The organism is Polaromonas sp. P1_F6 (genome assembly GCF_056405695.1).
On sequence record NZ_JBFUBQ010000001.1, the window covers coordinates 294,810 to 307,593 of the forward strand.

Here is a 12,784-nt window from a genome sequence, read left to right on the forward strand (position 1 = left end):
AACATTTCATCCTAGGCGTGTTTTTGTTCGAATTCTCGCATGTACTCCACCAGTGCCTGGACACCGGCCAGTGGCATGGCGTTGTAAATGCTGGCGCGCAGCCCTCCCACTGACTTGTGACCCTTGAGCTGAAGCAAGCCCCGTGCCTTGGCACCTGAGAGAAACGCGTCGTTCCGTGACTCGTCCCGCAAGAAAAATGGAACGTTCATCCGGGACCGGCAGTTTTTGTCGACCTTGTTGAGATAAAACTGCGAGCCGTCAATGGCGTCATACAGAAACTGCGCCTTGGTTTTGTTGCGCGCTTCCATTGCGGCAATGCCGGTAGCGCCGCCTTCTTGCTGGCGCTTGAGCCACGCGAAGGTAAGGCCTGCAATGTAGATTGCGTACGTGGGGGGCGTGTTGTACATGGACTGGTTGTCCGCTACGGTCTTGTAGTCAAAGGCGCTGGGGCAAATCGCCAGCGCACGGCCAAGCAGGTCTTCCCGGATGACCACCAGCGTGACACCTGCAGGCCCCAGGTTTTTTTGTGCACCACCAAATGCCAGGCCAACGAGAGACCAGTCAACCGGCCGCGATGCTACATGAGAGGAAAAATCGATGACCAGTGGCGCATCGCTTCCCAAGGCCTTAAGGTCTGGAAGGCTTTGAAACTCCACACCGTGGATGGTTTCATTGGTGCACAGGTGGACGTAGCTTGCGTCCGGCCGCAGCTTCCAGCCGGACGGAGGTGGTAGCAGCGTGTGCCCGTTGTCTGCATTGCTCGCAGCGACCTGGACATCGCAATACTTGCGTGCCTCTTTTTGCGATTTTTCACTCCAGCTGCCTGTTACCACGAAATCGGCCGAACGACCCTGCGAGACATTGAGGGGAACAATGGCATTTTCGGCAAGTCCGCCGCCCTGCATGAACAGGATCTTGAAGTGGGCCGGAATGGCCATCAGCTCGCGGAAATCGGCCTCCGCGTTTTCATAAATGGAAATGAACTCCTTTCCACGGTGACTCATCTCCATCACGCTCATGCCGCTGCCGTGCCAGTCCAGCATTTCGCCCGCCGCCTGCCGCAAGACCTCTTCGGGCAGGTTCGCCGGGCCAGCGGAAAAATTGAAAGGACGGGTCATTTCTTGGCGGGCGGCTTGCCTGCTCCCGGCGCGGGGCCGGTGCCAATGATCTTCAGCGCCACGTCGTCGAACTGCTTGGCACGTGCGAGGACGTCGGCACGCGAGGCTTCTACCAGCTTTTGTACAAAGACATTGCCCAGCTCGGGCGCCGTAGCCTGGTATTTCTTGACGGCAGGTGATTCAAAAAAAGCAGCAAGCTGCTGGAGTTCTTCCTGTGTGAACCGCTCTGCATACGCAGGTACCAGCGATTCGGCGCTGACTTTGCTAACCTGCTTGCTGATCAGCTGGCTCGCATCATCGGCATATTTCTTGAGTTCGGCGTTAAGTTCTTCAGACGCTTTTGGCTGCTTGGCTTTGGGAACATTTGCCTCCATTTTTGGAGCCCATTTAACAATGAGTTCCTGCGCCGTGGTGCCCGCAAGCTGGTTCACCAGCCGGTCAAGCTCCGGCCCTTGCTGCAGCGCGACCACTTTTTTGGCCAGCTCTGTTTTCGGATCTGCTGCTTGCGCGTGAACAGCCGTGGCGCCGCAGGCCATGGCAGCGATCGTGATAGCGGTAAGGAAGTTTTTCATCAGGTACTTTCGATGTTGGGGGTGTCTGTGCCGGTACCGGTTTCAGTATCGGGTTCATCCAGCGTGGCATCGTTTTCAACGATGCGCTGAAGGCCGCTTAATTGTGAACCTTCATCAAGGCCGATGAGCGTAACACCCTGTGTAGCCCTTCCCATTTCGCGGATTTCGCTGACGCGCGTGCGGACCAGCACGCCCTTGTCGGTGATCAGCATGATCTCGTCGTCCACGTGAACCAGTGTGGCCGCAACCACCTTGCCGTTGCGCTCGCTCTGCTGAATGGCGATCATGCCCTTGGTGCCGCGGCCGTGACGTGTGTATTCGGTGATGGACGTGCGTTTGCCATATCCGTTCTGGGTGGCTGTCAGCACACTTTGCTGCTCGTCTTCGGCGACCAGCATGGCGATCACGCCCTGGCCGTCTTCGAGCATCATGCCGCGCACGCCGCGTGCATTGCGGCCCATGGGGCGCACGTCGTTCTCATCGAAGCGCACGGCCTTGCCACCGTCACTGAACAGCATCACGTCGTGCTTGCCGTCGGTCAGCGACGCACCAATCAGGTAGTCGCCTGCGTCAAGATCGACCGCGATGATGCCGGCCTTACGCGGATTGTTAAATTCGTCGAGAGCGGTTTTCTTCACGGTGCCCATGGAGGTGGCCATGAAGACGTATTGATCAGCCGGGAAGCTGCGCTTTTCGCCCGTGAGAGGAAGGACGACGGTGATTTTTTCACCTTCCTGCAGGGGGAACATGTTGACGATGGGCCGACCGCGAGAACCGCGAGAACCGGCGGGTACTTCCCAGACCTTGAGCCAGTAGAGCCGGCCGCGATTGGAAAAGCACAGGATGTAATCGTGCGTGTTGGCGATGAAGAGCTGGTCGACCCAGTCGTCTTCCTTGGTGGCGGTGGCCAGCTTGCCGCGGCCACCGCGTTTTTGTGCCCGGTATTCCGACAGCGGCTGGCTCTTGATATAGCCGGTGTGTGAAAGCGTCACCACCATGTCAGTGGGGGTGATCAGGTCTTCGGTGCTGAGATCGAACGAGCTGTGCTCGATCTGGCTGCGGCGAGCGCCGAGCTTTGTCTGGCCGAATTCCAGCTTGATGGCTGTCAGTTCTTCGCCAATGATGATGGACACTCGCTCAGGCTTGGCCAGGATGTCGAGCAGGTCGTCGATCTCGGCCATGACTTCCTTGTACTCCGCCACGATCTTGTCCTGCTCCAGGCCGGTCAGGCGTTGCAGGCGCATCTGCAGGATTTCCTGTGCCTGTGTTTCCGAGAGGCGGTACAACCCGTCGTTGCCCATGCCAAACATCTTCTCGAGACCGTCGGGGCGGTAGTCATCGGCGTTCACCACGCCGCCATCGGCACGCGTGCGGGTCAGCATTTCGCGCACCAGGCTGCTGTCCCAGGGGCGCAGCATCAGCTCGGCCTTGGCGACGGGAGGCGTGGGGGCATTTCGGATGATGGCGATGAAGTCGTCAATATTGGCCAGGGCCACTGCGAGGCCTTCCAGCACGTGTCCCCGCTCCCGTGCCTTGCGCAGCGTGAACACGGTACGGCGCGTCACGACTTCACGGCGGTGCGACAGGAAGACCTGGATCAGGTCCTTCAGGTTGCAAAGCTTGGGCTGGCCATTGACCAGTGCCACCATATTGATGCCGAAGGTGTCCTGCAGCTGGGTCTGCTTGTACAGATTGTTCAGCACTACTTCGGGCACTTCGCCACGCTTGAGTTCGATCACCAGGCGCATGCCCGACTTGTCGCTCTCATCCTGAATATGGCTGATGCCTTCGATTTTCTTCTCGTGCACCAGCTCGGCCATGCGCTCCTGAAGCGTCTTTTTGTTGACCTGGTAGGGGAGCTCGTCGACGATGATGGACTGGCGCTGGCCCTTGTCGATGTCCTCGAAATGGCACTTGGCACGCATGACCACCTTGCCGCGGCCGGTGCGATAGCCGTCCTTGACGCCATTGATGCCGTAAATAATGCCGCCCGTGGGGAAGTCCGGTGCGGGCACGATCTCCATCAATTCGTCAATGGAGGCCCCCGGGTTTTTCAGCATGTGAAGGCATGCATCGACCACTTCGTTGAGGTTGTGGGGCGGAATGTTGGTCGCCATGCCCACCGCAATACCGCCCGATCCGTTGACCAGCAGGTTCGGCAAGCGGGTCGGCATGACCAGCGGCTCCTGCTCGCTGCCGTCGTAGTTGGGGCCGAAATCGACAGTTTCCTTGTCAAGGTCGGCGAGCAGCTCATGGGCAATTTTTGACAGGCGGATTTCGGTGTAGCGCATGGCCGCGGCGTTGTCGCCATCGACAGAGCCGAAATTCCCCTGACCGTCAACCAGCAGGTGGCGCAGGGAAAAATCCTGGGCCATCCGCACAATGGTGTCGTAGACTGACTGGTCGCCGTGCGGATGGTACTTGCCGATCACGTCGCCGACGATACGCGCTGACTTTTTGTAAGGACGGTTCCAGTCGTTGTTCAGTTCGTGCATGGCAAAAAGCACGCGCCGGTGTACCGGCTTGAGGCCGTCCCTTGCATCGGGCAGAGCCCGCCCCACGATCACGCTCATCGCGTAATCGAGGTAGCTTCGCCGCATTTCCTCTTCAAGACTGATGGGCAGGGTTTCTTTAGCGAACTGGGTCATGAGCGGCCTGGTTGGGATTTCGAGATCTTGAAGGAAACCGCTGATTTTAAGGCCGGAGTTTAAAGCGATGGCCTGTGGCGGGACAGCAACAAATGCTGAAGAATCTTAAGTCTGTGTCAGACGAAGCCGATAGCGTGCTTGAAGGTTCAGGCAGGTGTGGCACAATCGATGTAACGCTTTGAGTGATGGTCACTCACGGCGTGTAAATTACTAATCGCAGCCAGTCTGCGGCTTTTCTCTAGAGGAGAACCATGAAGAAACTCAACAAAGTGGCAATGTTGTTTGCTTCCGCAGCGCTTGTTACCGCCGCTGGTGCACAAACTATCGACAACTGGAAAAACGGTTCCAACGAACTGGTCTGGAAAAACGGTACCAACGAACTGTGCTGGCGTGACGCTTATTGGACGCCTGCTACTGCAGCGCCTGGTTGCGATGGCGCAATTGCCCCTGCAATGGCTCCTGTTGCTCCTCCGGTTGCTGGTCAAGCTGCGAAGCCTGCCCCTACTCCTGCCACTCCTCCTCCTCCTGCCGCAACGAAAGTTACGTACGCTGCTGACGCTTTCTTTGACTTCAACAAGTCAGTGATCAAGCCAGAAGGCAAAGCCAAGCTGGATGACCTGGTCGGCAAGATCAAGGACATCAACCTGGAAGTCATCATTGCCGTGGGTCACACTGACTCCGTGGGTAGCGATGCTTACAACCAGAAGCTGTCGGTTCGCCGTTCGGAAGCCGTCAAGGCATATCTCGTGTCCAAGGGCATCGAGAAAAACCGCGTCTACACTGAAGGCAAGGGCGAGAAACAGCCAGTTGCTGACAATAAGACCGCCGAAGGCCGCGCGAAGAATCGCCGCGTGGAAATCGAAGTGGTTGGCACCCGCGCCAACAAGTAATCCTTTCGGATCGCTTAAAAAACCGCGCTACGGCGCGGTTTTTTTATGCCTCAACGATAATGCGTCATGTCTATCAGCGATAACTTCGACCCCGCCGAACTGGCGAAATTCTCAGACCTGGCCCACCGCTGGTGGGACACCGAAAGTGAATTCCGCCCCTTGCACCAGATCAATCCGCTCCGCCTGGGCTGGATCGAGAGTTTGGTCCCACTTAAAGGGCTGCGTGTACTCGACGTCGGCTGCGGCGGCGGCATCCTGGCCGACTCGATGGCGCGCCGAGGCGCCGATGTCCTGGGCATCGATTTGGCGACCAAAGCGCTGAAAGTCGCCCAGCTTCACGCGCTGGAGGCACAGACCGAGGGTGTCCAATACCGTGAAATCAGCGCCGAAGCGCTGGCAGCCGAGCAGCCTGGCCGTTTTGACGTTGTCACCTGCATGGAAATGCTGGAGCACGTGCCCGACCCGTCTTCCATCGTCAAAGCCTGCGCCGCGCTGGTCAAGCCTGGGGGGTATGTGTTTTTTTCGACCATCAATCGCAATGCCAAGGCCTTTCTGTTTGCCATCGTTGGGGCGGAATACGTACTGAATATGTTGCCACGCGGCACCCACGAGTACGCCAAACTGATCAAACCCAGTGAACTGGCCGGATACTGCCGCGTCTCCGGTCTCTCGCTTGAGCAAACCCGGGGCATGGAATACAACCCCCTGACACGTCACTATTGGCTCAGTGCGGACACCAGCGTGAATTACCTGCTGGCCACGCAAAAGAGCTGAGTCTCGTTTTTACCCACATTCGCGCTACATGTTCAAAGACACCGATGCCGTGCTGTTCGACCTCGACGGCACCCTGATTGACAGTGCCCCTGATCTGGGCGCAGCGGCCGACAAAATGCGCACGGACCGTGGCCTGGAATCGCTGCCCCTTGCGCTTTACCGTCCCATGGCCGGCGCGGGTGCGCGCGGCATGATTGCCGTGGCTTTTGGGTTGACGCCCGAAGACACCGGCTTTGGCGTGCTCCGGGAAGAGTTTTTCAGCAATTACGAATCGCGCATGACCGAAAACACCTCAGTGTTTGAGGGGGTGGCGGATCTGATCGCGCGCATCGACCAGATGGGGCTGAAGTGGGGCGTGGTGACCAACAAGTCCGCCCGCTTCACCATTCCGCTGACCAAGGCCATGCCTTTGTTCAATACAGCGAAAACCATCATCAGTGGCGACACCACGCCGCATGCCAAACCCCATCCGGCTCCCTTGCTGGAAGCGGCACGCCAGCTCGAGCTTGCCCCCGGGCGCTGCATTTATGTCGGCGATGACGAGCGCGACATCCTCGCAGGCCGGGCCGCGGGCATGCCCACGGTGGCCGCAGCCTACGGCTACCTCGGCAAAGCCGCCGATACCGAGGGCTGGAAGGCCGATGCCACTATCGCGGCGCCCGGCGCGCTCTTGAATTTGCTGCGAATGGCGTAAACTAGGCTTCCTGGGGCTGCATTGGTTTCGACGTGGGTTCGGACGCGGTGTGGTGCATGTCGAGCTGAGTGTGCTCGTAAAACTGATTCAAACAAACTAACTGCAAACGACGAACGTTTCGCACTCGCTGCTTAATTGCCAGTGAGCTTTACAACAGCAGGCCGATGGGCTGGGCAAGGGGTGTTTAGCGCAAGTTAAATGCTCCCGGCTGTAAAGATAATTTCATCGGCTGGCTCCGGGCTGGGTACCTTAACCCGGGGCAAGAAAATAGGGTGCTGGCGTCCTGTGTAGCGTGCGACTGCGCGACACAGGTGGCGAGACTCAAATCAGACCGCTAAACATGTAGATCTGCCCGAACAAGGCTTGCGGACGGGGGTTCAAATCCCCCCAGCTCCACCACTTCACGAAAGCCCAGCCTTTACCGGTTGGGCTTTTTCATTGGGCGCGTATTTTCGGGGTGCCTGTCTGCTCCCTGCTCATGCCCGCCGCCCTGGTACCGGGCGACAATAGCCCCATGGCAAGCATGCAACTTCAAGAAATTCTTTTCTCTCAGGGCTTTGGCACGCGGCGCGTGTGCGCGGGGCTTATTCAACAGGGTTTTGTGGCTGTAGCGGGCGTCCTTTGTGCGGAACCAGCTATGGAATTCATAGCAGAAGGCCTGCACTTCACGGTGCAGGGCGTGGCCTGGGAGTACCACGAGAAAGCCTACCTGATGCTGCACAAACCGGCCGGCTACGAATGCTCGCAAAAGCCCAGCACCTATCCCAGTATTTACACCCTGCTGCCGGCGCCGATTCGCCAGCGCGGCGGTGGCGCGGCTGCCGGCGTGCAGGCGGTAGGGCGGCTGGATCAGGACACGACGGGTCTTTTGCTGCTGTCGGATGACGGCAAGTTCATCCACCGCATGAGTTCGCCCAAGCACCATGTGCCCAAGGTGTACGAGGTGCGGGCCAAGCACCCGGTCGACGACAAGCAAATCCAGAAACTGCTGGCTGGCGTGGTGCTGGACGACGACCCGAAACCCGTGCGAGCCGCCGCGTGTGAAAAAACTGGTGAAAACCAGCTCAGCCTGACCCTCACCGAAGGCAAATACCACCAGGTCAAGCGCATGATTGCCGCGGTGGGCAACCGGGTCGAGGAAGTGGGCGGCTTGCACCGTTCACGCATCGGTTCGCTGGATTTGCCGCCTGACCTGAAACCCGGCGAATGGCGCTGGCTGACGCCGCAAGACATGGCGAGCATTTCAGTGCCTTCGGCCAAAACCCCCTGAAACCGGTAAAAAACCTGACCCAGACGCGGCGGCAAGCGGTTACGCTGCCAGCTTCGCAAAAAGCAAACCTGGAGGAAACATGAACCCACGCCGTCAATTCCTGAATGCCGCCGCAATCGGTGCCGTGGCCGCGCCGTCGCTGGCCCTGGCGCAGCACGCGCCAAAAGCGTCGCGAGGCCCAGTCCTGTTAACCGTCAGCGGGCGGATCGGCGCGGGCAACCGCGGCGCCTTCGATCCGGCGTTCGACCAGATGATGGGCAAGCAGAAAATCCAGTTCGACAAGGCCCATGCCTTTGACTTTGCCGCGCTCACCGCGCTGCCGGCTGTCACTATCAAGCCGACGCTGGAATACGACAGCAAGCCGCACACCCTGAAAGGCCCTTTGCTGGCCGATGTTATGAAAGCTGCCGGTGTGAAGTTGACGGACAAGACGACGCTTTTCCTGCGCGCCGTGGACGGCTATGCAGCCCAGGTCACCGCCGCCGAAGCCAGCAAATACCGCTTCATCGTTGCCACCCACCTGGACGGCCAGCCCATGACGCTGGGTGGGTTGGGTCCGCTTTGGGCGGTGTACGATGCCGACCGTTTTTCCGACATGGCTGCCAAGCCGCTGCCGGCGCGCTTTGCATCCTGCCCGTGGGCGATGTACCACATCGAAGTCAAAGAGGCTTGAGCGGCGCCTGCTCCCGTTGAAATGACGGTCCAGGCCTTCTTTTTCCAGATGAAATCGGTCTTTTAGCCAATAGGGACGGGCGCAAGAAGCTATAAAAAACGTAGCACCCGTCAAGCGGTTCAATCGATGTCTTTGAGAAAGTCAGTGATCGCTTCAACCATTTTTTCAGGCTGGTCGCGCTGGGGTGAGTGTCCGCAGGCGGCCAGCCTCAGTTGACGGGCATGGGGTACGGCCAGCGCAATCTCGTCCAGTTGCCGCATCGTGCCGTACTCGTCATCAAACCCCTGGATGAGCAGCAGCGGCGCCGCAATGCGCGTGCAGTCCGGCCGGATGTCAAAGTTGCGAAAGTCCGGCGACAGCCAGACATCGTTCCATTGCCAGAAAGCGACGTCCACATCAGCGTGGTAACGAGCCAGGCGTTCGCGCAGGCCGCCAGACTCGAATGCAGTGGTCGCCTGGGCAATTGCCTGAACTGCGATGTCTTCGACCAGCACGTGCGGTGCCATCGCGATGCAGGCCGAAACCGGGTGCCGGCTGGCGTGGAGCAGGGCGATGCTGGCGCCGTCGGAATGGCCGAGCAACACGGGGTTTTCAACCCGCAGCGTATCCAGCAGCGCGGGCAACACCTCCCAGGCCTCGCGGTGCATGTAGTCGGGTAGCAGGCGGCCGGTGCGCTGGCCGTTCTGCTTTGCCGGTTCACCGCGTACGTTTGGTACGGGCTCTGACTGCCCATAGCCGCGTCGCGAATACACCATACCCGCCCGTCCGGTTGCCGTGCATACCGCCTGGGGCCAGTCCAGGCCGCGTTGCGTCCAGAGGCTGACCGAGCCCAGGCCTTCATGCAGGAAAACCACCGGAGCGAGGTCGGCGCGCCCGGCGATGTGCCTGACCTCCAGGCGCGCGCCGTTGATCTCCATCAAATTCATCGCTGCATCGTAAAGGATGTAAACGATTGGGCGAATCTGGCGTTGGAAAAAGGGGCCGCAGAGGACTTTTGGGCACCTTCAGGCATTTGCCATGGCTGACGCCCGGTACACTAGCCGGTTGCACGTAGAAAGACCGTTTTTGTGAATGTTTTCGTCCGTTTTGCCGCCGCCTGGCTGCTTGCCCTTGCCGGTTTGGCATGCTCCACCGCCTTTGCCCAGACGGCCGCCGCTGGTGCCGCACTTTCGGGAATCACAACGCCTGTTTTTGTGCTGAACTCGCTCGAAGACAGTGTCAGCGTGATCAACCCGGCCACCTGGACGGAAACCAGACGCATTGCCACCGGCAAGCAGCCGCATCACCTGTACCTCACGCCCGATGAAAAGTCGGTGATTGTTGCCAACGCGCTGTCGGACTCGCTCACCTTCATCGACCCGAAAACCGCTGAAGTGCAGCGCACGGTGCGCGGCATCATCGACCCGTACCAGCTGCGCTTTTCTCCCGACATGAAATGGTTTGTGACGGCCGCCAACCGCCTCAACCACATCGACATCTACAAGTGGGACGGCAAGGACATCACGCTGGCCAGGCGGGTGGCCACCGGCCGGACACCGAGCCATTTGTGGATCGACACCAAAAGCACCACGATTTATTCGACCATGCAGGACAGCGACGAGCTGATCGCCATCGACCTGCCCAGCCAGTCCATCAAGTGGCGTGTCAAGACCGGTTCCATCCCGGCTGACGTGTACGGCACTGCCGACGACAAGCACCTGCTGGTGGGCCTGACCGGCGGCGACGCCGTCGAGGTGTATGACGTGAGCGGCGCGCAGCCGCAGCGCACCAAGGTCATCAAGACCGGCGCCGGCGCGCACGCGTTCCGCGCCTTCGGCGATAAACGGCATGTGCTGGTCAGCAACCGCGTGGCCAACAGCATCAGCAAGATCGACCTGCAGACCCTGGAAGTGGTGGACAACTACCCCGCGCCGGGCGGCCCTGACTGTATCGACGTGAGCCGTGACGGCAAGCAGATACTGGTCACATCGCGCTGGGCGCGCAAGCTCACGGTGATCGACGTGGCAAGCCACAAGATCGTCCGGCAGGTCAATGTTGGAAAGAGCCCCCATGGCGTCTGGACGCTTGACCACGCACCTAGATAGGCCCCCACGCTCCCCCACTTTGTGTGGGTCGCTGCCCCCCGGGGGGGCCGCTGCGCCTGCGGCCCGGCAAAGCCGGTTCCGCGGCCCCTGCTTGCTTGAAGAGTCCCAGTGGACCGCCGCTGCACCGGGTCCGCTGCGGGCGTTACTTGCTATCATTTTTGCAGCTGCTTGCGCTCATCCTGCTTGGGCTGCAGGCAAAAACAATGCACAAAAAGCCGCACAAAATGCACCGCAGCCGGCCGAAGCGGCCTGCAAACCCGTCTACCTGACGCTGGACACCGGCCACATGGCTGTTGCGCCGCTGATGGCTGAGGTGTTGAACAGACACAAGGTCAAGGTCACCTTTTTTGYCGCCAATGAGCGCACGCAAACCGGCGATGGCAGCCTGGGCACACAGTGGGCTGGCTGGTGGAAGGCGCGGGCGGGCGAAGGCCACGAATTTGCCTCGCACACCTGGGACCACGTTTATTGGCGGGGCGATGTACCCGGCGCACCCGGTGCACCGGTGCAGTTCAAGATGCGGCCTTCTGCGGGCCCGCTGGAAGGCAAGGACTTCACCTGGACGGCGAAGCAGTACTGCGAGGAAATCGGCAAGTCCAGCAAACGCCTCGAAGAAATCACCGGAAAAAAAACACTGCCGCTCTTTCGTGCGCCGGGCGGTAAAACCTCGCCCGCGTTGCTGGCGGCGGCCAAGTCCTGCGGCTTTGAGCATGTGGGCTGGTCGCCCGCTGGTTTTCTGGGCGACGAGCTGTCCAGCGAAAAATTCGGCAATGATTTCCTGCTGAAGAAGGCGCTGCGCGACATCCGCTCCGGCGACATCCTGCTGGCCCACCTGGGCATCTGGTCGCGCAAGGACCCCTGGGCGCCTGCCGTGCTGGAGCCGCTCATCACCGGCCTGCAGTCGCGGGGCTTTTGCTTCAAGACCCTGGCTGAACATCCCCAGTACAAAGACTGGATTGCGTCGCAGGCCGCCCCGGTGCCTGCCAGGCCTTCAAAATAAGCCACATGGACTGGTTCAGCGATCTCTTTTCAATGGCGCAGCAGTGGCTGTTTGAGTCGGCCGTACAGCCGGCCATGTTTGCGCTGGGCATGGGCAATCTGCTGGAAGACGGCTACGACGCCACTGCCTGGTTCATGGTGGGCGTGATCCAGGTGCTGATATTGCTGGCCATCGTCGGCCCGCTGCAGCGCTGGCGGCCGGTAGAACCCGTGCTGGACCGGGCCACCATACGCACCGATGTGCTCTACACCCTGATCCACCGGTTGGGCCTGTTTCGCATCGCGCTGTTTTTCACGCTGGACCCGTGGTTTGACGAGGCTTTTGGCGCGCTGCGCACGGCCGGCTATGGCACTTTCCACCTGGACCAGCTCTGGCCAGGTGTGACGGACAACGCCCTCGTCAGCTTCGCGATTTACCTCGTGGTGTTTGACTTTGTGGCGTACTGGACGCATCGCGGCCAGCACCAGATCGAGTGGTGGTGGCGCCTGCATTCGCTGCACCATGCGCAGCGGCAGATGACGATGTGGAGCGACAACCGCAACCACCTGCTGGACGACATCCTGGTTGATTCCATCGTCGTGCTGGTGGCCCAGCTCATCGGCGTGGCGCCGGGGCAGTTCATTGCCATCGTGGCCTTTACCCAGCTCAGCGAGAGCTTTCAGCATGCCAATGTGCGGATGTGGTTCGGGCATGTGGGCGAGCGCCTGTGGATCAGCCCGCGCTTTCACCGCTTGCACCACAGCATTGGCATTGGCCACGAAAGCCACGGACCCAAAACACTGGGGGGCCACAACTTCGGCGTGCTGCTCCCCTGGTGGGACATGCTGTTCCGCACTGTCAATTTTGAGCAGCGTTATGACCCGACGGGCATTCGCGACCAGGTCGAAGCCAACCGCGACTACGGCAAAGGTTTCTGGTCGCAGCAGTGGCTGGGCCTGAAACGCCTCGTTGGCAAAGCCTGAACTTGCTGAGTTCTTAACCCAGCATGAGCCGCGGGACTGGCTTTGCCAGACCGCAGGCGGGCGGCCCCCTCGGGGGCAAGGAGTTACACGCAGTGAACG

The 12,784-nt window shown here is 60.0% G+C and carries 12 protein-coding genes and 1 other RNA gene; 9 read left to right on the forward strand and 4 right to left on the reverse strand.

Annotated features, from left to right (window positions below; all coding sequences use genetic code 11):
- Positions 1-11: 11 nt before the first annotated feature.
- The 3 genes from serC to gyrA are packed head-to-tail and all read right to left on the reverse strand — an operon-like array spanning position 12 to position 4,338.
- Complete coding sequence (gene serC / locus AC1DY9_RS01380) at positions 12-1,118, reverse strand: 3-phosphoserine/phosphohydroxythreonine transaminase (RefSeq protein WP_457280058.1); 1,107 nt, start codon at positions 1,116-1,118, stop codon at positions 12-14.
- On the reverse strand, positions 1,115-1,690 hold the full coding sequence (locus tag AC1DY9_RS01385) for a DUF2059 domain-containing protein (protein ID WP_457280059.1): 576 nt from the start codon (positions 1,688-1,690) through the stop codon (positions 1,115-1,117). Before AC1DY9_RS01385 ends, serC begins: the two co-directional genes overlap by 4 nt.
- On the reverse strand, positions 1,690-4,338 hold the full coding sequence (gyrA, locus tag AC1DY9_RS01390; protein WP_477665621.1) for a DNA gyrase subunit A: 2,649 nt from the start codon (positions 4,336-4,338) through the stop codon (positions 1,690-1,692). The genes AC1DY9_RS01385 and gyrA overlap by 1 nt, the downstream gene beginning before the upstream one ends.
- A 251-nt stretch (positions 4,339-4,589) precedes the next feature.
- Between gyrA and ompA the strand changes: the two genes are divergently transcribed.
- From ompA to AC1DY9_RS01420, 6 genes are all read left to right on the forward strand, one after another.
- The gene (gene ompA / locus AC1DY9_RS01395; protein ID WP_477665622.1) at positions 4,590-5,228 is read left to right on the forward strand and encodes an outer membrane protein OmpA; all 639 of its coding nucleotides are present in this window, start codon (positions 4,590-4,592) and stop codon (positions 5,226-5,228) included.
- 66 nt (positions 5,229-5,294) lie between these two features.
- The gene (gene ubiG / locus AC1DY9_RS01400; protein ID WP_477665623.1) at positions 5,295-6,002 is read left to right on the forward strand and encodes a bifunctional 2-polyprenyl-6-hydroxyphenol methylase/3-demethylubiquinol 3-O-methyltransferase UbiG; all 708 of its coding nucleotides are present in this window, start codon (positions 5,295-5,297) and stop codon (positions 6,000-6,002) included.
- Positions 6,003-6,030: 28 nt separating this feature from the next.
- Positions 6,031-6,696 carry an HAD family hydrolase gene (locus tag AC1DY9_RS01405; protein ID WP_477665624.1) on the forward strand — a complete coding sequence of 222 codons (666 nt, stop codon included), beginning with the start codon at positions 6,031-6,033 and terminating at the stop codon, positions 6,694-6,696.
- 12 nt (positions 6,697-6,708) lie between these two features.
- Positions 6,709-7,095: a transfer-messenger RNA gene (gene ssrA, locus AC1DY9_RS01410) on the forward strand.
- Positions 7,096-7,219: 124 nt separating this feature from the next.
- A complete protein-coding gene (locus AC1DY9_RS01415; RefSeq protein WP_477665625.1) occupies positions 7,220-7,966 on the forward strand; it encodes a pseudouridine synthase in 747 nt (248 codons plus the stop codon).
- A gap of 79 nt (positions 7,967-8,045) precedes the next feature.
- Positions 8,046-8,639 carry a putative pterin-binding protein gene (locus AC1DY9_RS01420; protein ID WP_477665626.1) on the forward strand — a complete coding sequence of 198 codons (594 nt, stop codon included), beginning with the start codon at positions 8,046-8,048 and terminating at the stop codon, positions 8,637-8,639.
- A gap of 119 nt (positions 8,640-8,758) precedes the next feature.
- On the opposite strand, the gene AC1DY9_RS01425 is transcribed toward AC1DY9_RS01420, so the two are convergent.
- Positions 8,759-9,565: an alpha/beta fold hydrolase gene (locus AC1DY9_RS01425; RefSeq protein ID WP_477665627.1), complete on the reverse strand. Its 807-nt coding sequence runs from the start codon at positions 9,563-9,565 to the stop codon at positions 8,759-8,761.
- A gap of 141 nt (positions 9,566-9,706) precedes the next feature.
- Here AC1DY9_RS01425 and AC1DY9_RS01430 point away from each other — a divergent pair, with 141 nt between their 5' ends.
- From AC1DY9_RS01430 to AC1DY9_RS01440, 3 genes are all read left to right on the forward strand, one after another.
- Positions 9,707-10,723, forward strand: a complete 1,017-nt coding sequence (locus AC1DY9_RS01430; RefSeq protein ID WP_477665628.1) for a YVTN family beta-propeller repeat protein — start codon at positions 9,707-9,709, stop codon at positions 10,721-10,723.
- A gap of 151 nt (positions 10,724-10,874) precedes the next feature.
- Positions 10,875-11,723, forward strand: coding sequence for a polysaccharide deacetylase family protein (locus AC1DY9_RS01435; RefSeq protein WP_477666026.1), 849 nt, complete (start codon positions 10,875-10,877; stop codon positions 11,721-11,723).
- A 5-nt stretch (positions 11,724-11,728) separates the two neighbouring features.
- A complete protein-coding gene (locus AC1DY9_RS01440; RefSeq protein WP_477665629.1) occupies positions 11,729-12,685 on the forward strand; it encodes a sterol desaturase family protein in 957 nt (318 codons plus the stop codon).
- Positions 12,686-12,784: the final 99 nt, after the last annotated feature.